Genomic DNA, 22,170 nt, shown 5'->3' on the forward strand with positions numbered 1-22,170 from the left:
CCAGCAAAGCAGGGCGCGAGGGATGCGATCATCGACCGTACGGAACTCCGACCAGCGCCTCTGCCGGATCCTTCCGGGCAGCGGACCGCACGGCGACGCGATGGCTGAGCATGGCGGCGATCGGCGCGGCAGCCAGAGCGAGAAATGCCGCCATGCCGAAATAGGGCCCATAGCCCCAATGCTGGGCAACCCAGCCCGAACCCATGCCACCCGCCATGCTCACCAGCGCGTCCATGCATTGCAGCAGCGTGAAGTCGATGCCGGCCTGGCGGGGATCGGAGACCACCATGAACTGGGCATAGAGTGCGACGAAGCCGAGAGCCATGATGCCGGACGAGCTTGCCAGTGCGAGGATGAGCAGGAGGGGTTGGCCGATCCCGCCCTTCCAGGCGGCGAAGGCCAAGCCCGACAGCGCCATGGCCTGCAGGACGAGCGCCAGTGCCAATACGGTCCGCGCGCTCCACAACCGCACGAGGGCACCGCCGATCAGGGCACAGATGAAACCGATGGCCATGCCGCCGACGCCGTTGACGATGCCCAGCGAGGTGAGGTCGAGGCCGCTGTCGATCAGAAAGGGGCCGAGCATGCTGACGCCCCATTTCTGGGCGATGACGTTGACCGCTGCCAAAGCCAGGCCCAGATGCATGTCCTTGCGCCGCAACGCCTGGCGCAGAGAGGGCCGATGGTTGCGCCCGGGAGAGAGCGGAGCAGGCGACAATACGAAAAGCAAGCCAAGCACGATCAGCAGGCCTGCCATGGCAAAGCAGGAGACGCCCCAACCATACTGGGCAACCAGCACCAGAAAGAGCCCCGATCCGATCGCCGACCCCAGATAGGCGCCGCCGACCTGCGCCGCATTGCCCCAGCCATGATAGCGCTCGGACAGGGTTTCCACCGCATGCCCGTCACAGGCGATGTCGCTGGTGGAGGTGGCGAAGGCAATCAGCAGCAGCACGGCGAGCAGGGGCATGAAACTGGTCGGCCCGATCAGCCCGGTCAACACGAGGCCGACAGCTGAGATCAGGCCGCCGACCAGGACGATCGAGCGCGAGCGGCTATGGCCGGCGGCCGGCAGCCTGTAGCGTTCCACAACCGGCGCCCACAGGATTTTGAAGGCCCAGGGCAGCACCGCCAGATAGAGCAGGCCGATCTGGTCGAGCGGCAGGTTTCGCTCCCGTAGCACGCTCGGCAAGGCAATGAAGGTCAAGCCGCCGATGATGCTCTGGCCGACATAGAGCCCGCCCACGCCGAGCACGATGGCGAGTGGAGAGGACAAAGCGTACCTGGTCGACGTGACGGGCTCGACACTGCTCACCAGCGGTAGCGCAGGCTGGCAATGACCTTGCGTCCCTCGTCGAAATAGCAATAGCTGACCGTGCAGGTCTGCTTGACCTCATTGAGCAGATTGGTGGCGCTGACCTGCACGCGCATGCCGGCGAGTTTTGGATTGAGGTTTTCGAGGTCATAGCGGATCGATGCGTCCACGAAGGTCCGCGGCTTGTTTTCGAGTATCGCGCGATTGAGATTATCGCCCAGGCTCGAGCCGACATAGCGCACGCCGCCGCCAATGCCGAGGCCGGTGGCCGGCCCCTCCTGGAAGGCATAATCGAGCCAGAGCGAGGCCATGTGATAAGGCACGCTCGACAGACGGTTGCCCTCGGTGTCGGGAGTGAGCTTGAGGATGCGGGCATCGTTGTAGGAATAGGAAGCCTGGACGCTGAGCCCGTTGGTCAGCGAGGCCACGCCCTCGATCTCGACACCGCGCGAGCGCACGTCGAGCTGGACCTGCTTGTTGAGGCCGTCGACGACTTCATAGACCACCGCATTGTTCTGGCGCATGTCGAAGACGGCGGCGCGCAACGAGGCGTTCATGTTGGGAATATCGTATTTGACGCCGATTTCCGTCTGTTCACCAGTGGTGGGCGTGGCCACGCTGCCGTTGAGCACCGTGCCCGGATTGGGCGTGAAGGAGGTTCCATAGGCAACATAGGGGGCGAGGCCGAAGTCGGTGACATAGCTCAAGGCCGCCCGGCCGGTGAACTTGGTGTCGCGGCTCTTGCTTTGCGTCATGCCGCTGCCGACGGTGCCCGTGCTGAAGCGGCTGTAGAGCCAATCATGCCGGCCGCCGAGGGTCAGGCGCCAGTTCTGCCATTTGATCTGGTCCTGGATGTAGATGCCCGTCATTGCCAGCGTCTGCTTCGACTGGGTGGTGAGCGGCGGGTCGACTCCGAGCGGCACGCCGCCATATCCTTCTCCGGAGCGGTAGTGCAGGTAGCTGGTATCCAGGCCCGTCAGCAGCGTATGTTCGACCGGGCCGGTGGCAAAGTGGCTTTCCAGGCTGGTATCGCTGGCGAAGCCGGCGGTGCTCTCGCGTGTCAGGCCGGGGCCGAAATAGTAGTATTCCTGGTTGGTGCCGAGCTGCGAATAGCGGGCGTTCTGACGCAGGATCAGGGCGTCGCTGAATTTATGCTCGAACTCGTAGCCGACGCGCCCCTGCTGCTGGCGAAAGTCGTTGTAGCGCCGGTCGCCCACGAATTGCTTGGTGGCACCGGTCGACTTGTCGGTGACGTTGCCCTGGCCGTCGACATAGGGCGCATAGATGTTGAGATAGGCCTGGGTGCCGCCGACGGTGGAGTCCATGTATTCGCCGAGCACCGTGAGCTTGGTCTTGTCGTTCGGCTTCCAGGTGATGGCCGGCGCAATGAAGACCCGGTCGTCCCGGCCGGCGCTGATCTCGGCACTGGCATTGCGAATGACGCCGGTCAGCCGATAGAACACGGTGTTCTCGGCATCGAGAGGCCCGGACAGGTCGAAATTGCCTTGGAGCCGGCCGAAGGACCCTGTCTGCAATTCGATCTCTCGGAAGGACGTCTCGGTCGGGCGCTTGGAGATGATGTCGACGATGCCGCCCGTGCTGCTGGCGCCGTAGATGGAAGCGGCCGGGCCGCGCAGGATGGAAATCGCCTCCACGCCGTAAGGTTCGAGCCTGAACAGGCCGTTCGGGCTGTTGAGCTGCCTGAGCCCATCACGGAACACGCCGGTGTTGGTCATGTCGATGCCGCGGACCATGAAACCGTCATACCGGGAATCGAAGCCATACATGCCCACGACGGCACCGGGGGTGTAGGCGATCGCCTCGAGCAGATTTTGCGGCTTGCGCTCTTCGAGCTGGGGCTGCGTCACGGTGGAGACGGATTGCGGCACTTCCAGCAAGGGGGTGTCGGTCTTGGTGGCGCTCCGACCGGAGGTCGCGACATAACCGGTGGTTGCGATCACGCCCGCTACTCCGCTGCGGTCCTTGCCCTCCACCACCACCGGATCGAGTTCGATCGTCGCGGCGCCGCTGGATTGCGCATGGGCGGCACCAGGCACCAGGGCAAGCGACACGGATGCCAGGAGGAGGGATTTGAGATTCACGGGCCCCAAGCTTTCTTTAGAAAAAGTCGGCCCCGCCTAACAATATCTGTCAACTCAAGTCAACGAGTGCATATTTTAATTATTCTAATTTCAAATTAAACAATATGAATTGCAAAAAAATCTAAATTTTAATCTAATTAATTTTCATATGATACAAAGTAAAAAACTAAAAATAACCTTTAAATCTGAAATAACAAACACAAGGATATTATCCATATGAATTTTATCTTATTTGTGGGGAATTAGACACTGACGGGGCAAGGGCAGGGGGCGATGTCCTCGCTATCATGAGCTGCAGCCGGCACCGCCGTACACAGGATCTGACGAGGACGGTATCCGGACGATGGGGCCTCCCAGGTCGACGGCACTTCGAGCCCTTGGCGTGCCCAGCATCACACGTCTCCTTGAACGATGCCTCGCCGGGACGTGCCGCATCTGTCAGGCATGCATGGGGCGCCTTCCTTCGCAAAAGCATATTTCGGAAGTAAGTCCTTCATTATGAAGAGATTAATGTTTTCCTGGCATATCCTGCTGAATGTGCGCATCGACAACGAATGACGAGCATGATCAAAGGTCGCAAGAGGCAATTCCGGTCCCGTCGCGTTGCCTGTCTGAACCAATGATCGCAGGAACGAAGCCGGGAATCCGTCGATTCGAATGAGGGCGTCGCCAAGAGGTCGCTCGGGTGGGGGATGAATCATGTATGGCGTCGGCGCCAGTGTCCGTTGGTCCGGCATGCTTCCATTTGCGGAATCTGACCTTACTTATCGTGGATTTCGATGTAATCTTCCCTACAGATTTCGTCATACGTTCGAGCCATATTACGATGCTCGACGTGCTGATCGTTGCAAGACTGAGATGACGCGGCTATTTCCATGAAACAAGTAACCATCCGTGCACGTATAATGCTGAGTTTCGGCATTATCCTCCTGGTCGTTTTGGCGATCGGACTGTTTGCCTATTGGCAGCTCAAGTCGATCGATGACCACGTCACCAGCCTCAAGTCGGACTCCGTGGCCGGGCTGCGGCAGGCCGCTTTCGTCAAGGACGGGCTTTTTCAAGACTATCTTGCCTTCGTCATGTCACGCGAGGCGACAGCCAAGCCTTTGACCCAAGATCAGCTTGCCGATGGCCGAACCAAGATGGCTCAACTTTTCAAGGGCTATGAGGATACGATCATAGCGGACGCCGATCGGCAGCTCTTCTCGCGCTTCAAGGACTCGGTCGATTCTTATCAGAGCTTGAAGGAGGGCTTTCTCAATCAGGCCGGTGGGAATGTGGAGACGAAAGCCTCTGCCGCTTCGGGCGTCGATGCAGCCTTCAACACGGCCTTCAAGAATCTTACTGACGTGATCGCGTTCAACCAGCAACGCGCCTTCGCCATGCCGGACATTGTCGGCAACGAGATCCTGTCCCTGCTGAGCGCCATGATAGTGGCTTTCGCATTGGCTTTGGTGGTCGCCGCCGTCGCGGGCTTTTCGCTGCTGCGCGCCATCACCAAGCCCCTGTTGCAGTTGAAGACATTGATGGACACCATGCGCAAGGGCGACTTCACCCAGCGCATGCAGATCGTTCGCCGGGACGAGCTGGGCGATCTGGGCGAAGGCTATAACCGTATGGCCGACGAAGTGATGGAGCTCGTCGGCCAGGTCCAGCGCTCGGGCATCCGTGTCAGCACCTCGATGACCGAGATTGCGGCGACGTCCAAGCAGCAGCAAGCCACGGCTTCGGAGGTCGCCGCGACCACCACGGAGATCGGAGCGACCTCACGCGAGATCGCGGCAACCTCCAGGGAACTGGTCAGGACGATGTCCGATGTCGTAACGGTCTCCGAGCATACCGCTAACCTCGCGTCCGGAGGCAAGGTCGAGCTGGCCCATATGGAGGACACGATGAACCAGGTGATGGGCGCTGCCGGCTCCATCACCGCCAAGCTCGCCGTGCTGAACGAAAAGGCCAGCGACATCAACCAGGTGGTCACTGCGATCACCAAAGTGGCCGACCAGACCAATCTGTTGTCGCTCAACGCCGCGATCGAGGCGGAAAAGGCCGGTGAATACGGGCGTGGCTTTGCCGTGGTGTCTTCGGAAATTCGGCGCCTGGCCGACCAGACCGCCGTTGCCACCTACGACATCGAGCAGATGGTGAAGGAAATCCAGTCCGCCGTATCGGCCAGCGTCATGGGCATGGACAAGTTCTCGGAGGAAGTGCGGCGCGGTCTCCAGGATGTCCATGAGATCGGTGCCAAGCTTTCCGAAATCATCACGCAAGTGCAGGCACTGACACCGCGCTATGAATCCGTCAGCGAAGGCATGCAGGCGCAGGCGACGGGTGCCGAGCAGATCAGCGAGGCGCTCATCCAGCTGACCGAAGCGACGCAGCAGACCGTGGAATCCCTGCGCCAGTCCAGCTCGGCCATCGATGAGCTCAACCATGTCGCCAGCAATCTGAGCGGGAGCATTGCACGCTTCAAGCTCGAGATGGCCTGAGGCCATAAGCGGTTTGCGGCGAAACGGAATTCGTCGCAATCACAAAGGTGCGCGGAAACAAGGAGTTGGAGCTGCCATGCGCTTTCGCCAAAGCGCACCTTGCTCCAGGAACGACGGAACCGAGAATGCTCTTCCTCTACTTCCGGATCGGCGATGAAGGCTTTGCGATGGCGATCGACCGGATCGTCGAAGTCGTGCCGTTGACGGAATTGAAGAAGGTGCGTGGGGCGCCGGATGCTGTAGCCGGCTCCTTCGAATATCGCGGCCGCTTCGTACCGGTCATCGATCTGTGTGCCCTTGAACTCGGCCGCTCTGCGCGCCGGCGCCTCAGCACCCGCATCATCGTCATGCGCCATCCGCAGGACGATACCGTGCTGCTGGGTCTGATCGCGGAAAAAGCCACGGAGATGTTGAGGCTGGATCCAGCGGAATTCGCTCCTTTCGCCCCCGGCCCGCATGGCCTGGTTCAGCGTGTGGAACTGGAAGACCTGCTTCCTGCCGCGCTCCTGGCGGCCATTCGCGGCCAGCCGGTGACCAGCCAATGAGCGACCCGCGCTTCGAACAATTCCTTGGACGAGCCATCGGGCTGAACGCGGCCTCGATTGGCTCATCGGCGATCGAGCGCGCCGTGATGGCACGCTGCAAGGTATGCAAGCTCGACGACAGCCAGGCCTATTGGGAACTGCTGCAGAATTCCAATGAGGAAGCGCAGGAGTTGATCGAGGCGGTCATCGTTCCCGAGACCTGGTTCTTTCGCGATGCCCAAGCCTTTGCAGCCCTAGCGCGGCTGGTGACACGCGGAGCACCGCAGGCGGATTCCATTCACCCCTTGCGCCTCCTTAGCCTGCCTTGTTCGAGCGGAGAGGAGCCCTATACGATCGCTATGGCGCTGCTCGACGCGGGTCTGACTGCCGGGCAATTCCGCATCGATGCCATCGATCTCAGCGCTCGTTCACTCGCCCTTGCCAGACAGGGCGTCTATGGCCGTAACTCGTTCCGGGGCCAAAACCTGACTTTCCGCGACCGCTATTTCGACGCTACCAAGGATGGGCATAGGCTTCGGGATACGGTTCGTGGCCTCGTACAATTCAGCCAGGGCAATATCGTCGCACCGGATTTCTATGCCGATCCGGCGAGCTACGATTTCGTCTTTTGCCGCAACCTGCTGATCTATTTCGATGCAGCAACGCAAAAGCACGTCGTCGGCGTGATCCGGCGCTTGCTTGCGCCTGGTGGCATTGCCTTTGTCGGCCATTCGGAGGCGGGGCTGATGGGAGCCAACGGCTTCACCTCGGCCAAGATTCCGATGGCATTTGCCTTTCATAAGGAAAGCGCGCAGCCACATGCCCCCAAGGCCAGGCCCGCGCCACCCCCGACAGTGCCCCGGCCGCGGCGGGAACCCCCGCCGTTGCCGAAGTCAAGGCCCGTTCTGCCTCAATCGCCTCGACACGAGGAGAAAAGGAAAGCAGCGCTGCCAAACCTCGAGGCGCTGCGCCTCCTGGCGGATAGGGGCCGGCTGCAGGAGGCCGCGCTAGGATGCGAAGCGCTGATCCGTGGGGACGGCGCAACCCCTGACGCTCTCGCGCTGCTGGGCTTGATCAGCGATGCTTCCAACGATCTTGGCGCGGCAGAGCGCTATTACCGCAAGGCCCTCTATCTGGATCCCGCCAATACGGAGGCGCTCGGCCATCTTGCCCTCCTGCTCAAGAAACAGGGCGACCATGGCGGTGCCAAACTGCTCGATGAGCGCCTGCGGCGTCTGGACAAACGGAGAGCGCGATGACGAGCCCGGCCTTCGACGCCCCTTCCGCCGCGGCGCCTGTGGCGATCGACAATTGCTGGCAGCGGATCGGCGTGCGGGGCGACAAGTCATGCCCCGAACTCCGGCGTCATGCTCATTGCCACAATTGCGAGGTGTTTTCGCGAGCGGCCTCTCAGCTGCTCGATCGCGACATTCCCGAGGGAGAGGAAGCCGCCGTTGCACCAGCCGGAACGGGCATAATCGCGCGTTCGTCGCATTCGCAATCGGTGCTGGTCTTCCGCCTGGGCAGCGAATGGTTCGCTTTGCCCACATTGGTGCTGGACGAAGTGACCGGCCTGCGCCCCATTCATTCGCTGCCGCATCGGCGCAATCCCACGCTGCTCGGCCTGGTCAACGTGCGGGGCGAACTGGTGATTTGCGTCTCGATCGCCCAGTTGCTCATCGGCGCGGAGCAGAATTCTCCGCAGGGCCGGCTGATCGTCGCCCACCACGCCGGTTCGCGCTTTGCCTTTCCGGTCGACGAGGTTCAGTACACCCATCTCTACGCGGAAGCGGATTTGAAGCCGGTACCGGCCACTGTGGCCCAGTCGAGCTCCGGTTTCACCCGGGGATTGCTGTCCTGGCGCGACAAGACTGTCGGCCGGCTCGATGAGCATGCGCTGTTTGGGGCTCTCGGTCGAGGATTGGCACGATGACCCAGGATCTCAGCCAATTCTCCATGCGAGACCTGTTCCGCATCGAAGCGGAAGGCCAGGCCGAAGCCCTGACGACGGCCTTGCTGACGCTCGACAAGGACCCGATGCGGGCTGATCAGATCGAGGCCTGCATGCGAGCTGCCCATTCTCTCAAGGGGGCTGCCCGCATCGTCGAGATCCATGCTGCCGTGACGATTGCGCACGCAATGGAAGATCTTTTCGTCCTGGCTCAGCAGCGCGGTGCGCGACTGGATCATGACCGGATCGACGTGCTCCTGCGCGGCGTCGACCTGCTCCTGTCTTTTGCCAGATCGCCGGATCTCGAAAGTGGCTCGCGCGACGAGGTCTGGCAAGTCGAAGCCGACCGGTTCGTGCTGGAACTCAACCAGCCGCCGCAGGCAGGCCTGCAAACGCCCGTGCCGGCGCCGATATCCGAGCCCGCGCCCGTGCCGGCAACCGACGACACGGCCTCTGCCTCCGCATCGACCGACCGCGCGTTGCGTGTCAGTGCCGAAAACCTCAACCGGCTTCTCGACCTCGCCGGCGAGTCGCTGGTCGAGTCGCGGTGGTTGGGGCCTTTTGGCCAATCGCTGCAGCGTCTGAAGCGCCTTCAACTCGAAGCCGCCGCTGCCTTGGAGTCGCTGCGTACCATCCTGCCGACCCATACCTTGGACGAACGGGCAAAGATGGCTCTCGACAAGGCTCAGCAGCGCCTTCTGGAATGCCGGCAGCATCTGTCGCAACGCCTGGGGGAACTGGAAACCACCGACCATCAAGCCACCACGCTCGCCCACCGGCTCTACGACCAGGCGCTGGCGATGCGCATGCGTCCCTTCTCAGACGGCATCGCGGCTTATCCTCGCATGGTGCGCGACGTTGCGCGCGAACTCGACAAGAAAGTACGGCTTGAGATCGTCGGCGAGCGCACGCTGGTGGATCGGGACATCCTGGACAGGCTCGATGCTCCGCTCGGCCATCTGCTGCGCAACGCCCTCGATCATGGCATCGAAAGCCCCGGCGAGAGGCTTGCCGCCGGCAAGGCCGACGAAGGCGTCGTGCGCCTGGAAGCGTCGCATCGTGCGGGCACGCTGCAGATCACCGTCTCCGACGACGGGCGTGGCGTCGATCTCGAGCGGATTCGGCAAACCGTGATTGCCCGCAACCTCGCAAGCCCCGATACGGCAGGCAAACTCGGTACCCAGGAATTGCTTGAGTTCCTGTTCCTGCCCGGATTCTCCATGAAAGGAGAAGTCACTGTCATTTCGGGGCGAGGTGTGGGGCTGGACGTCGTGCAGGAGATGATCCGACAGGTCCGTGGCCTGGTACGGGTGACCTCCGAGCTCGGCGAGGGCACACGCTTCAAGCTGGAACTGCCGCTCACGCTCTCGGTGGTTCGCTCTCTGATCGTGGAGATCGGTGGCGAGCCCTACGCCTTTCCCTTCGCCCATATCGTACGCGCCATCAAGATCGCTAGCGATCAGGTGCAGACCCTGGAAGGACGGCAGCATTTCAGCCTGGATGGACAGCTGGTCGGTCTGGTCGGCGCGGATCAGGTGCTCGGCTGCAAGCCGGCGGACAATGCAGACGGCGAATTGCGCATCGTCGTGGTCGGCAGCCCCGGCGCGATGTATGGCCTGGTGGTCGAGCGCTTCCTCGGCGGTCGCGAACTTGTGGTTCAGCCGCTCGATCCGCGCCTCGGCAAGATCAAGGATATCAGTGCCGCCGCCCTGATGGAGGACGGTTCGCCGCTCCTGATCATCGATGTCGAGGACATCATCCGCTCCATGGAGAAGCTCTCTTCCGCCGATCAACTCGCCCAGATCGGGCGGAAGTCGGCAGGCCGGCAGGAGGAAAGGCGCAAGCGCGTGCTTGTGGTCGACGATTCCCTCACCGTGCGCGAGCTGCAGCGCAAATTGCTCGATCATCACGGCTACGAGGTCGAAGTGGCCGTCGACGGCATGGATGGCTGGAATGCCTTGCGCAATGGCCGCTTCGATCTCCTCATCAGCGACATCGACATGCCGCGTATCGACGGGATCGAACTGGTCCACCGCATCCGGCAGGACCCGGACCTCAAATCATTGCCTGTGATGATCGTATCCTACAAGGATCGGGCGGAGGATCGACAGCGTGGCCTGGATGCCGGAGCGGATTATTATCTTACCAAGGGCAGTTTCCAGGATGATACTCTGATCGATGCCGTGGTGGACCTGATTGGCGAGGCAGTTGCATGAGGATCGCGATCGTCAATGATCTGCCCCTGGCAGTGGAAGCGATGCGCCGGGTGCTCGCCATGGCGCCCCAGCATCAGCTTGCCTGGGTCGCCGCCGACGGCGTGCAGGCGGTGGAGCTGTGCAGCCGGGACCGACCCGACCTCGTGCTGATGGACCTGATCATGCCGCGCATGGACGGGATCGAAGCCACTCGCCGGATCATGGCCCAGTCTCCCTGCGCCATCCTGATCGTGACCGCCGATGTCGAGACCAACGCGGCACGCGTTTTTGCGGCGATGGGAGAGGGAGCTCTCGATGCGGTCGACACACCGCTGCTCGCCTCGCGCGAGACACGGTGGGGCGTGCGCCCACTCCTGGCGAAGATCGACATGATCGCCAATCTGGTCAATGAAGGCAGTGCAAGGCAAAAGCCTGTCGACAATTCGCGGCCGCAGGCCCGGCATTTGGTCGCGATAGGCGCATCGGCGGGTGGTCCCACCGCATTGGCAACGGTCTTGAAGAGCCTGCCCGACAATTTTGCCGCCAGCATCGTCATCGTTCAGCATGTCGATGCCCGTTTTGCGCCGGGGCTTGCCAATTGGCTCAGCCAGCATTCCACTCTTCCCGTCCGGCTGGCGAGCGAAGGGGACCGCGCCCTGCCGGGCCAGGCTCTGGTTGCCGGCACCGATAATCATCTGGTTTTCAAGCTGAACCGACAATTGGGCTATACTCCCAATCCGATCGATCAGGTCTATCGGCCGTCCGTGGACGTCTTTTTCGACAGCGTCGCGCGTCTATGGGATGGTCCCGTGACCGGTGTCTTGTTGACCGGTATGGGATCGGACGGGGCGCGGGGCCTGAAAGCACTCCGCGAACTTGGACATCACACTATCGCGCAGGACCAGGCCACGAGCGCGGTCTATGGCATGCCGAAGGCGGCCGCCGCCTTGGATGCCGCGACGGACATTCTGCCGCTGGACAGGATTGCCCCGCGTCTGACCGAACTGCTCGGCTCTCCGCGCCTGAGAAGAGGAACTGCCCCATGAGCCAGCAAGCAGATGTCAAATCCTACGGCGCCGCTTCCCTCGACACTATCCACCAGTCGATCATGGTGCTTCTGGTCGATGATCAGCTCATGGTCGGCGAAGCCATTCGCAGAGCGCTGATCGACGAGACCGAGATCGAATTGCATTATTGCTCGAATCCGCTGGAAGCCCTCGCCGTCGCCAAGCGGGTGAAGCCGACGGTGATCTTGCAGGATCTGGTGATGCCGAACGTGAACGGCCTGACGCTGGTCCGCCAATATCGCTCCGATCCCGCCACCAAGGCCATTCCCGTGATCGTGCTCTCGACCGAGGAGGAGGCGACCGTCAAGAGCGAGGCCTTTCGCATCGGCGCAAATGACTATCTCGTCAAGCTGCCCGACCGGATCGAGCTGATTGCCCGTATCCGCTACCATTCGGCTGCCTATCTGACCCAGATCCAGCGTGACGAGGCCTATCGCGCCCTGCGTCGAAGCCAGCAGGAGCTGATGGAGACCAATCTCGAATTGCAGCGCCTGACCAATGTCGATGGCCTGACCGGTCTCAGCAATCGACGCTATTTCGATCAATATCTCGATACGGAATGGCGCCAGGCCATGCGCGCGAGGGAGCCGATCTCGCTGCTGATCATCGATGTCGATCACTTCAAGCAATACAACGACACCTATGGCCACCTTGCCGGCGACGAGGTGCTGAAAACTGTGGCGACGGCGGTGAGGAGCACCTTCCAGCGCCCGAAGGACCTGGCAGTACGCATGGGGGGCGAGGAATTCGCCGTGGTGCTGCCGCAAACCCTGGCCGGCGATCTCGCCTTTCTCGCGGAGAAGGTGGTGCAGGCGATCGAGGCGCTCGGGCTGCCACACGCAGCCTCGCCGATCGCTGAAAAAGTCACCATCAGCGTTGGTGGGGCAACCCACATTCCCGCTGGCAACGACCAGCCCGAAAGATTGATCGAGGCCGCCGACAAGGCGATGTATGAAGCCAAGAGGTCCGGTCGAAATCGAGCTGCTACGGCAAACGGTCTGTAGGAGAGCCGGCGCCCTTCAGCCCGATTAGAAGACGCAAAAGCGTTTTCGAGAAAAGTGGATAGACTTTTCGATTAAGAAAACGCTCTAATGTGCTAGTGGCTGGAGCATCTGCGCGCCAGGGCCTGGAGACCGGCAAGCGCGAATGTCTCCAGTGCGCGGGACATTGGTTCGATCTCCCGTTCACGCTCCGCCAGGCTTGGGGCAATGGCTTCCAGTACACCGCGCTCCACGGTTGCCAGAACCATGAAAGGGGCATTGAGCGCCAGTTCAGCCCTTCCAATGTCGGGATGGTCCGGCGGACGATTGAGCATGCGTGCAAGCAGGTCGCGCAGCCAATGAAGCTGAGGCGCCATGAAGTCCTCATCCACGATCAGCGCGGAAATCGTGGGCATCACCATCTCACGGGTGACCAGCCTGATCTGCCATGAGCGTTCGGCGGTCGACAGCAATCGCCGGGCCATCAAGCCATAATAGGCCTTGAGCTGATCCAGGGGCTCTTCATGTTCCAGGATGGCTGCAAAGGCCTCGGGCGGGATGACGACCTCGCGCCGCGCCTCCGATACCGCCGCTTCATAGAGCGGCCGGATGCCGCCGAAATAATAGTTTACCGCCGCGGTATTGACGCCGGCCAGGTCGCAAATTTCCCGGCTCGTCGTCGCATGATAGCCCTTGTCGGCAAAGACCCGCCCGGCAGTTTCGATCAGATTTTGGCGCGTCTTGACGCCACGTTCCTGGCTGTCTGACGAAACACGGCGGGCATGCAGGGATCTGGGCATGAAAGCTTGGATACTGTCTCTGAGAAGTAACTTTTTACCCACGGGCTTTAAAATGTCAATTTCATATTCGGATTTGACATTGGGCTGTCGTTCAAGCAACCTCACGCCCTGCTGAGGCGATGGCTGTGCGAAACTGCAAGGGCCGGCGATTCCGCTCTTTGTTGAGTCTCCACCATTCTGCTGGGACCGCGCTCTATGACTCTATCTTTCTCAGCGTCCCGCAAGCCAATCGAGCCGGTCGCCGACAAGCAGGACGTGACTGTCGAACTCCCGCTCGATCATGGGGCGTCGGCGCCTGTGGCCCAGATCTATCGGGACGCCAGTGCCCATATCGTCGTGATCTGCGCCAATACCTTGACCCGAACCTGCCTCATGCATTGCCTCACAGGCTCGGAAACCGGCCTGGCCGTGGAGGGCTATGCCGACGTCGAAGAGTGGGGCCGGCAGGGGCAGGGGGCCTCCGTCGCCTTGTTGTGCGTCACGGGCACGCGGGAGACCACGATCGCCGTCGAGCGAATGGTGAGGCGAGTACTGGCCACCGCACCCGGCATTCGGGTTGTGGTGATTTCCGATACAAGATCGGCCGGCTACGTTTCGAAGGCCCTGGAGCACGGGGCCAGTGGCTTCATCGCGATGGATTCGAATGTCGATGTCGCCATTGCCGCCATTCGCCTGGTGCGTAGCGGCGGCATGTTCGTGCCCTCCCACAGCGTGATGCAGTCTCGGACCCCCGCCGCCCCCCTGTCGGATGGCAGGAGATCGCTGCGGGATCTGGTGACGGCAAAGCAACTTGAAGTCATCGGCCTGATCCGCAAGGGGCTGCCGAACAAGGCGATCGCCGCCGAACTCGAGATGAGCGAGTTCACGGTGAAGGTGCATGTCAGGAACATCATGAAGCGCCTCAATGCCCGCAACAGAACAGAAGTTGTGGCTCTGACCAATGCCTATTTTGGGCAAGTGCCTGAGCAGGATGACCATACCTGAAGCATGAAGCGGCCGGTGTGGGCGTCATTGCGCATTCTTGGGCGCCGAACCGCGTGCGCAAGTTTTCCGAGGCCATCGCATCTGCTGCCAGATTAATACAACTCCTCGACAAGCTATTGATTTTTAACAATTATCTCAGGGATCCTTCGGCTCCTCCTCGCTGTATCGAAAGAAACGGTCGAGAAAGGCCGTCGCCTCGTCCGAGATACCGACGATCTTGTTCGTCGCTTGCCGATAGAATTTGAAATTGAGCTCTGTGCCGGGCTGGCCATCCTGCGAGGTACTGAAAGACTTGAGTTCGCGGCGCCCGAGCGGCCTTTGGGCGGACGCCGTGCGGCGCACGACAATGCTCACGCGCGGGGTTTGTCGCGGCACATGTTGTTTCCCGGCAATCGGCTCTACAGAGATCACAATGCCGCGGGCGAACAGCCCCCGGCCACCTTCATTTTCGCTGGCAAACAGGAAGATGATGTCGCCCACGGCGATATGCCTGCCACCATACATCGTCTTCTGCGCATTGAAGCTGAAGTTAGCCGCGTCGGGATCCCGTATCTCGGCTTTAATCGCAAATGCCATGCCGTTATGCCTCCGGCTTGCAAGCCAAACTGGCCTGTCCGAATCCTGCCGCGTAAGGCGGCAACCGATGCTGGCCAGAGGGGAAACAGGGTAGGGGCCGGAAGCCCGCCAACTCCCCTTGGCTACCCCTGCGTCGACGGAAGAGAATCATTCATTCTGTCACAAAACGAGTGAGAATAGCTCTCACCAGATGTCGGCAAAGCGCGCGCCGCTTCGTCTTCGAGAAAAGCACAGGCGGAGAATGGGAAGATTTGTGCCCAGGATCGTTGCTGCGGGAGCAAGCCGGGCTGGCTCGGATAACCACTGATGACCTTGGATCTTGAGACGGTAGGTTTTCCGCTGTCATATGGATATTCTCAACACGGAGAAGAATGATGAAGGCACTGATTGCGGGAGCAGGCATCGGCGGGCTGACCACGGCATTGTTCCTTCATCGGGTCGGGATCGACGTAGAAATTTTCGAGGCTTCGAAGGAGGTTCGTGAACTGGGTGTGGGCATCAACATGTTGCCCCACGCCGTTGAATTGTTGACGGAACTGGGATTGATCGACGAACTCGATGTTGCCGGTATCCGGACGCGCGAATTGATCTACGCTAACCGGTTCGGGCAGGTCGTCTGGCGCGAGTTGCGCGGCATCGATGCAGGCCTTCCGGCGCCTCAGTTCAGCATTCACAGAGGCAAGCTGCTGAGCCTGATCCATCGAGCCGTGATCGAGCGGATGGGTAAGGGCGTGATCCGCACAGGATATCGCGTGAACGGATTCGAGCAGAACGACGATACCGTCACGGCCCATCTATCGGATAGTGCCGGCAGGCAGGCACGCGCGATCGGCGACTTGCTCGTAGGTGCCGATGGTATCCATTCGGCGGTGCGCGCCGCACTCCACCCCGGAGAGGGCCAGCCGATCTGGAGCGGCATCATGCTCTGGCGCGGGGCCACCCCCTGGCCGAAATGGCAGGACGGCCGCACCATGGCGATTGCCGGGGGAAACTTTGCCAAGTTCGTGTTCTATCCCATTGAAAAAGATGATCAAAATTCAGGAACGCTCTTGACCAACTGGGCAGTGATGGCCCGAGCGGGGCATGACCGGACGCAGGACTTCTCCCTGGGGAACTGGAGCAGGCCGGGCTTGCTCGACGAGGTCCTGTCATTCGTCCGCGACCGTTTCCAGCTCGATTATGTCGATCCGGCCGCGATCATCCAGGGTACGGACGCATTCTACGAATACCCCAATTGTGATCGAGATCCGCTGCCACGCTGGTCGTTCGGGCGTGTGACTTTGCTCGGAGACGCTGCCCATCCGATGTATCCGGTGGGCTCGAATGGTGCGAGCCAGGCCATCCTCGATGCCTGCTCCTTGTCGCAACATCTCCGTGCCGCGGATACAATCGAGGCGGCTTTGGCGGCCTATGATGCGGAACGGCGGCCCGTTACCGCCAAGATCGTCCTGGCGAACCGCAAGGGCGGCCCGGAAGGCGTGATCGATATGGTGGAAGCCAGGGCACCCGACGGCTTTGACGACATCGAAGCCGTCGCAACCCATGAGGAGCGTGAGCGCGTCGTACGCGGCTATGCGTCCTTGGCAAGATTTGGGCGCTAGAGGCAATCCGCTCCCCCAATTTCCTCGACTTTAAATGTCAGATATAAGTTTAATTAATTAATTCAACAATTTGTTTCATATAATGAATTACTGGATACGAAGGTGACAGGCTGGCCGCGGCATCGGTTGCTGAGGCATTTGAGCTCGCGGCGCGTTGGGGCAAACGCGACACGGCGCTCCCGGATTTGTGGCTCCAATAGACCGTCGAGTTCGTAGCCGATCCATCTTCGCCACTCTGGATTGACCCAAACCAATCCGGCCGCACGCGAGGCCTGCGTCAAACAGGTCAGACTATATCTTCACAGTCATGCGCTGGGCCTCTGGACTGTTCGGGGCCCTCGCGGCAGATAGGTCGAGCAATGTGTTGGAGGGAATCCCCCGTGTATTTGAAATGGTCCATTCCGAAATCGGTGCTGGTGCTTCTTGCCATCACCGGTGTTGCTCACGCTGAAGGCGAGCTCAACATCTATAATTGGGGAAACTACACCAACCCCAAGCTCATCAAGAAGTTTGAGGAGCAATACAAGGTTAAGGTCACCATCACCGACTATGACTCCAACGATACGGCTCTGGCCAAGGCTCGCCAGGGCGGCTCCGGCTTCGACATCGTCGTGCCCTCGCAGACATATCTGCCGATCTGGATCAAGGAGGGACTGCTGCTGGAAACCAATCCTGGCCAGATGGAGAATTTCAAGAACGTCACGCCGGAATGGGCCAATCCCGATTTCGACCCCGGCCGCAAATATTCCGTGCCCTGGGCCTGGGGCACGATCGGCGTCGTGGTCAACACCGACACCTACAAGGGCGATATCAACACCTGGGATATCATCTTCAAGACGCCGGACGAGCTGAAGGGCAAGGTCAACGTCGTTCCGGAAATGAAGGACGTCATTACGGCCGCCATCCGCTATGTCGGCGGCGAGCAATGCACCGGCGACAAGCAGGTATTGAAGAAAGCCCGTGACCTTCTGACGGCTGCCAAGCCGAACTGGATCGCCATGGAATACAATGCCATCGAAAAGATGGGGGCAGGCGACTTCAAGGCCTCGCTGACCTGGAATGGCGCGGCCCTGCGCACGCGCCTCGCGCATCCCCAGATCCATTACGGCTATCCCAAGGAAGGCTTTACCTACTGGTCCGACAATGTAGCGGTGCTGAAGGAGGCCAAGAATGTCGACAACGCCAAATTGTTCCAGAATTTCATCATGGATCCCGAAAACGCCGCGTTGAACTCGGTCTTCCACCATTATGCGAACGGCATCGCGGGTTCGGAAAAATTCATGCCGGCCGAAATGAGGGACGCTCCGGAGATCGTCGTTCCCGCGGAAGCCAAGGCGCACGGCACCGTGGCTTTGATGTGCCCGCCGGAGGTCGACGCGCTTTACAAGAAGATCTGGACCGAACTACGCAAATAAGCCGTCCAGGCGAGGGCGGCGACATCGGCGCCGCCCGTTCTCGAAACTGCGTCCATTACTTCTCAGGCGCGGCACAGATCAAAATGCGATAGGAGCCAGTTGCCCCTGCGATATCAGTCATCGTACTAATTCACCCTCGCTCTTGCTCGAGGGGTCTCATGCGCCTTCATCCTGCCGTTGCGTATCTTCTTATTACCACGATTCTTGTTGCGACGAATCTTGGGGGCTGTGCAACTCCGATCCGAACTTCCCCAGGAACGGTAAAAAGTTTGCCTGTTGCCGTCATAAGCAAGGGACTCGGTGGAATTTTGCATGGATCTGTCCGTATAGAGCAAACCCAAGGCTCCTACTCGGTGAGCAATGGCAGGTTTTCGTGCTCGGGTACATATGCTCTGTCGGGCGTCAGGGAACGGATCTATGTTCCGGTTCTTTGCAGCGATGGCCGCAAAGGCTACGCCGCCGTTCACAAGGGGCCAAGTCTAATGAGCGGGTCTGGCTCCTTCACCTTGAGCGATGGCACCACGGGTGAGTTCGTGTTTGGCAAGGACGCGGGCAAATCCTAGACCTGTATCGCCTCGACGGTGATCGCTTCGCAAGCTGTTACGTGCCAAGGCCGCGCCTCTGAAAAGGGAACCCGTCCAATGAGGAGGGGCACGACCCTTCCATGGCGACCGTCTGGACTTTATTCGCATAACATATCTTATGGAACATAAACCCATCCCCCCAACCGGCCCAAGGGCCTGATAAACCGGGCTTTTCTCCCTTCCTGCAAGCGTCTCGTTGCCCGATCCAGGCCGGATGATCGCCAGATGATCAATGTCAGATCAAATCGGCCGGGATCGATTCACGCCAGGCGTTGGACGCGGTATCGGCGGTTCGCGAGACTATGTGTCGACCCATTGCGCGACCTCGCTGACCGGCAACGGGCCCCGGATCCTGCAAACCGGGCCGGTTCCAGATTGAAGCCTCAACGATTTGCCGGCGTCCACACGCTCTTTCGGCCGCATCGGCTGCAGGGAGCGTGCCAAGTGAGCCAGGCTCGCCATAAAGCATCAGCGAATGGATACCTTGCTCGGAATATCGACCCGCACCTAGCATGCGGACTTTAATAAATATGATATTTTACAATGTATTACATAATTTTTTTAAAATTCCACTATAAGCTCAGGGCTTCAGCCATCCGTTGAAGCAGAACGAGTGTGCGCTCGACATCGAGTTGCTCCGAGGTCGTTCGGCGGATATGCGGACAAGTGAGCACCGCCAGGGCGTGTCTTTCGGCCGAGAGGATGGGCACGCTGATATCATTGACGCCGAAGATCTGCTGGCTTTCGGCGATGCGGCACGCAGCTTTGCGATAGGCAGAAAGCTGCGCCTCGAGCTGTGCATATATTGCCGCCTTCTCGCTCCCTTTCCACCGGACCAGCAATTCCGCCCTGGCCAGCGGATCCTGAAAAGCCAGCAGAAGCTGGCCCGAACCGGTGGTCAACAGATCGATCGGCGTGCCCACGCGCACGGTGAAGACCCAGTCCGAGGACGCTGCCGCGTGGGCCACCACCACGGCTTCGTCACGTTCCCGCATGACGAGATGACAGGACTGGCCGGATTCCTCGGCGAACCGATCCATCAGGGGCAAGGCCCGCGAGGTCAGCCGGCGTATGGGCGGATGATGTTGTGCGAGCACGAATAGCTTCATACTCAGGGCGAAGCGGTCGCCTTCGGCCGAGCGATAAACATAGCCGCGCGCCACCAGTCGTTCGAGCATGCGGTAGATCTCGCTGGCGCCGCGGCCGAGCTCTTTGACGATTTCCGCTCGCGTCAATGCGTCGGGGCGGCTGGCCAGCAGCTCCAGGATGTCCAGACCCTTATCCAGCGCCGGTGCCCGGTAGAGAGCCTCCCGGCTTGCGCCCTCCTCCTGCTCTCTCGGCGGTCTTGGCAAAGCGCTTCCCTCTCTTTTATTGACATATGAATATATTGTTCATATTTGGTCCGTCAACAACAGGCTGCACGCAGCGACATGAATTCAATGGGAGATCGCCTCATGCGTCTGGACGGCAAACGCATCCTGATCACGGCTGCCGGGCAAGGCATCGGTCGCGCTTCGGCTCTCGCCTGCGCCGCCGAGGGAGCCCGTGTCATCGCAACAGATCTCAACGAGCAGGCGCTCGCAGCCCTCGCTGCGGCGGATGGCCGTATCGAAACGCGCTCGCTCGACGTGCTCGATCCCGCCGCGATCGCCGAATTGGGCCGGTCCGTGCCCAGTCTCGAAGGCCTCTTCAACTGCGCCGGCTTCGTCCACAATGGCAGCATCTCCGAATGCGGCGACGAGGATTGGGACTTCAGCTTCGATCTCAACGTCAAGAGCATGTTCCGCCTGATCAAGGCTCTGCTGCCGGGCCTTCTGCACGGCGCGGGCGAGACGGGGTCGAGTGCCATTCTCAACATGGCCTCGATGGCCTCCTCGGTGAAGGGCTTCCCAAATCGGCTGGCCTATGGCGCCTCCAAGGCCGCCGTCATCGGCCTGACCAAGGCCCTCGCCGCCGACCATGTCCGGCAAGGTCTGCGCTGCAATGCCATCTGCCCCGGTACGGTCGACACGCCTTCGCTACGCGGACGGATCGCAGCCTCTGCCGATCCGATCCAGGCCGAGAAAGACTTCATCGCCCGTCAGCCGATGGGCCGGCTCGCCAATGTCGACGACATCGCGCCGATGGTGGTCTTCCTGCTCTCGGATGAATCCCGCTTCGTCACCGGCCAGGCCGTGCTGGTGGATGGCGGCGTGACGATCTGAGCGAAATCGACGACAGTCGAGACCTGCAGTAGCGACCATCATCCGACCGGAGGACACGCAATGACCGAGATCGTCGACATCGAAGTGATCGACCTGCGCTTCCCGACCTCCCAGCAGCTCGACGGGTCGGATGCGATGAATCCCGATCCCGATTATTCGGCTGCCTATGTCATCCTGAAGACCGACCGGCCAGGCCTCGAAGGGCACGGGCTGACCTTCACCATCGGCCGCGGCAATGAGATCTGCTGCGCCGCGATCAACGCCATGCGCCATCTGGTCGTCGGGTTGTCCCTGGAAGGCGTCCGCGCGGATCTCGGCGCCTTCTGGCGGCATGTCACCTCGGACAGCCAGCTGCGCTGGATCGGACCGGACAAGGGCGCCATTCACCTGGCCACGGGCGCGGTGGTCAATGCGGTCTGGGATCTGATTGCCAAGATGGCCGGCAAGCCGGTCTGGCGCCTGGTCGCCGACATGTCGCCCGAGGAATTCGTGCGCGCCATCGATTTTCGCTACCTGACCGACTGCATCACCCCGGACGAGGCTCTCGCCTTGCTGCGCGACAAGGAAGCCGGGAAGGCCGAGCGCATCGCCGTCCTCGAGCGCGAAGGCTACCCCTGCTACACCACCTCGGCCGGCTGGCTTGGCTATGACGACGACAAGCTGCGGCGGCTGTGCCAGGAAGCCGTCGATGCCGGCTTCAATCACGTCAAGCTCAAGGTCGGCCGTGACATCGAGCATGACATCAGCCGCCTGCGCATCGCCCGCGAGGTGATTGGTCCCGATCGCCAGCTGATGATCGACGCCAACCAGGTCTGGGAAGTCGACCAGGCAATAGACAGCGTGCGGCAGCTCGCCTTCGCCAGGCCCTGGTTCATCGAGGAACCGACCAGCCCTGATGACGTCGAGGGCCACCGCAAGATCCGGAAGGGCGTAGCACCCGTCAAGGTCGCCACCGGCGAGATGTGCCAGAATCGCATTTTGTTCAAGCAGTTCATCATGCGCGGCGCCATCGACGTGGTACAGATCGACGCCTGCCGCCTGGGCGGGGTCAACGAGATCCTGGCGATCCTGCTGATGGCCGCCAAGTACGATCTCCCCGTTTGCCCGCACGCCGGCGGCGTCGGCCTGTGCGAATATGTCCAGCACCTGTCGATGATCGATTTCGTCTGCGTGTCGGGCACGCGCGAAGGCCGGGTGATCGAATATGTCGACCATCTGCATGAGCATTTCAAGGCGCCTTGCGTCGTCCGCAACGCCGCCTATATGCCCCCCCTCGCCGCGGGCTTTTCGATCGAGATGAAACCGGCATCCCTGCAGCACTATCGCTTTGCCGGCTGACGCAGTAGCGGCTGGCTCCACGAGCCTATTTGGCCAAGAGCTCAG

Annotated in this window: 17 protein-coding genes; 12 read left to right on the forward strand and 5 right to left on the reverse strand. The window is 60.9% G+C overall.

What is annotated here, in order from left to right; translation table 11 throughout:
- Nucleotides 1–28: 28 nt before the first annotated feature.
- Both U1R88_RS15435 and U1R88_RS15440 read right to left on the reverse strand, forming a co-directional pair.
- Entirely contained in the window at nucleotides 29–1,276 is a 1,248-nt protein-coding gene (locus U1R88_RS15435; RefSeq protein ID WP_322432019.1) for an MFS transporter, read from the reverse strand.
- 35 nt (nucleotides 1,277–1,311) lie between these two features.
- On the reverse strand, nucleotides 1,312–3,417 hold the full coding sequence (locus U1R88_RS15440; protein WP_322432020.1) for a TonB-dependent siderophore receptor: 2,106 nt from the start codon (nucleotides 3,415–3,417) through the stop codon (nucleotides 1,312–1,314).
- Between the two features lie 875 nt (nucleotides 3,418–4,292).
- Between U1R88_RS15440 and U1R88_RS15445 the strand changes: the two genes are divergently transcribed.
- The 7 genes from U1R88_RS15445 (at nucleotide 4,293) to U1R88_RS15475 (ending at nucleotide 12,647) form a co-directional block, all read left to right on the forward strand.
- Complete coding sequence (locus tag U1R88_RS15445) at nucleotides 4,293–5,906, forward strand: methyl-accepting chemotaxis protein (protein ID WP_322432021.1); 1,614 nt, start codon at nucleotides 4,293–4,295, stop codon at nucleotides 5,904–5,906.
- A gap of 125 nt (nucleotides 5,907–6,031) precedes the next feature.
- On the forward strand, nucleotides 6,032–6,451 hold the full coding sequence (locus U1R88_RS15450) for a chemotaxis protein CheW (protein WP_322432022.1): 420 nt from the start codon (nucleotides 6,032–6,034) through the stop codon (nucleotides 6,449–6,451).
- Complete coding sequence (locus tag U1R88_RS15455; RefSeq protein ID WP_322432023.1) at nucleotides 6,448–7,689, forward strand: CheR family methyltransferase; 1,242 nt, start codon at nucleotides 6,448–6,450, stop codon at nucleotides 7,687–7,689. Before U1R88_RS15450 ends, U1R88_RS15455 begins: the two co-directional genes overlap by 4 nt.
- A complete protein-coding gene (locus U1R88_RS15460) occupies nucleotides 7,686–8,363 on the forward strand; it encodes a chemotaxis protein CheW (RefSeq protein ID WP_322432024.1) in 678 nt (225 codons plus the stop codon). Before U1R88_RS15455 ends, U1R88_RS15460 begins: the two co-directional genes overlap by 4 nt.
- Nucleotides 8,360–10,597: a hybrid sensor histidine kinase/response regulator gene (locus U1R88_RS15465; protein WP_322432025.1), complete on the forward strand. Its 2,238-nt coding sequence runs from the start codon at nucleotides 8,360–8,362 to the stop codon at nucleotides 10,595–10,597. Before U1R88_RS15460 ends, U1R88_RS15465 begins: the two co-directional genes overlap by 4 nt.
- Nucleotides 10,594–11,622 carry a chemotaxis response regulator protein-glutamate methylesterase gene (locus U1R88_RS15470; RefSeq protein ID WP_322432026.1) on the forward strand — a complete coding sequence of 343 codons (1,029 nt, stop codon included), beginning with the start codon at nucleotides 10,594–10,596 and terminating at the stop codon, nucleotides 11,620–11,622. The genes U1R88_RS15465 and U1R88_RS15470 overlap by 4 nt, the downstream gene beginning before the upstream one ends.
- Nucleotides 11,619–12,647, forward strand: a complete 1,029-nt coding sequence (locus U1R88_RS15475; protein ID WP_322432027.1) for a diguanylate cyclase domain-containing protein — start codon at nucleotides 11,619–11,621, stop codon at nucleotides 12,645–12,647. The genes U1R88_RS15470 and U1R88_RS15475 overlap by 4 nt, the downstream gene beginning before the upstream one ends.
- Nucleotides 12,648–12,739: 92 nt before the next feature.
- On the opposite strand, the gene U1R88_RS15480 is transcribed toward U1R88_RS15475, so the two are convergent.
- On the reverse strand, nucleotides 12,740–13,423 hold the full coding sequence (locus tag U1R88_RS15480; protein ID WP_322432028.1) for a TetR/AcrR family transcriptional regulator: 684 nt from the start codon (nucleotides 13,421–13,423) through the stop codon (nucleotides 12,740–12,742).
- 195 nt (nucleotides 13,424–13,618) lie between these two features.
- On the opposite strand from U1R88_RS15480, the gene U1R88_RS15485 reads away from it, so the two are divergent.
- On the forward strand, nucleotides 13,619–14,407 hold the full coding sequence (locus U1R88_RS15485; RefSeq protein ID WP_322432029.1) for a response regulator transcription factor: 789 nt from the start codon (nucleotides 13,619–13,621) through the stop codon (nucleotides 14,405–14,407).
- A 135-nt stretch (nucleotides 14,408–14,542) separates the two neighbouring features.
- Here the strand turns inward: U1R88_RS15485 and U1R88_RS15490 are convergent, their stop codons facing one another.
- Nucleotides 14,543–14,983 carry a hypothetical protein gene (locus U1R88_RS15490; protein WP_322432030.1) on the reverse strand — a complete coding sequence of 147 codons (441 nt, stop codon included), beginning with the start codon at nucleotides 14,981–14,983 and terminating at the stop codon, nucleotides 14,543–14,545.
- Between the two features lie 374 nt (nucleotides 14,984–15,357).
- Between U1R88_RS15490 and U1R88_RS15495 the strand changes: the two genes are divergently transcribed.
- Both U1R88_RS15495 and U1R88_RS15500 read left to right on the forward strand, forming a co-directional pair.
- On the forward strand, nucleotides 15,358–16,584 hold the full coding sequence (locus U1R88_RS15495; RefSeq protein WP_322432287.1) for a flavin-dependent oxidoreductase: 1,227 nt from the start codon (nucleotides 15,358–15,360) through the stop codon (nucleotides 16,582–16,584).
- A gap of 359 nt (nucleotides 16,585–16,943) precedes the next feature.
- On the forward strand, nucleotides 16,944–17,999 hold the full coding sequence (locus tag U1R88_RS15500) for an extracellular solute-binding protein (RefSeq protein WP_425545436.1): 1,056 nt from the start codon (nucleotides 16,944–16,946) through the stop codon (nucleotides 17,997–17,999).
- A 1,156-nt stretch (nucleotides 18,000–19,155) separates the two neighbouring features.
- Here U1R88_RS15500 and U1R88_RS15505 read toward each other — a convergent pair.
- Nucleotides 19,156–19,935, reverse strand: a complete 780-nt coding sequence (locus tag U1R88_RS15505) for an IclR family transcriptional regulator (protein ID WP_322432031.1) — start codon at nucleotides 19,933–19,935, stop codon at nucleotides 19,156–19,158.
- A gap of 102 nt (nucleotides 19,936–20,037) precedes the next feature.
- On the opposite strand from U1R88_RS15505, the gene U1R88_RS15510 reads away from it, so the two are divergent.
- Nucleotides 20,038–20,787, forward strand: a complete 750-nt coding sequence (locus U1R88_RS15510; protein WP_322432032.1) for an SDR family oxidoreductase — start codon at nucleotides 20,038–20,040, stop codon at nucleotides 20,785–20,787.
- A 60-nt stretch (nucleotides 20,788–20,847) separates the two neighbouring features.
- Nucleotides 20,848–22,125 carry an L-fuconate dehydratase gene (locus U1R88_RS15515; RefSeq protein ID WP_322432033.1) on the forward strand — a complete coding sequence of 426 codons (1,278 nt, stop codon included), beginning with the start codon at nucleotides 20,848–20,850 and terminating at the stop codon, nucleotides 22,123–22,125.
- Nucleotides 22,126–22,170 lie beyond the last annotated feature (45 nt).

The sequence above is a fragment of the Labrys sedimenti genome (assembly GCF_034424805.1).
Classification (GTDB): domain Bacteria; phylum Pseudomonadota; class Alphaproteobacteria; order Rhizobiales; family Labraceae; genus Labrys; species Labrys sedimenti.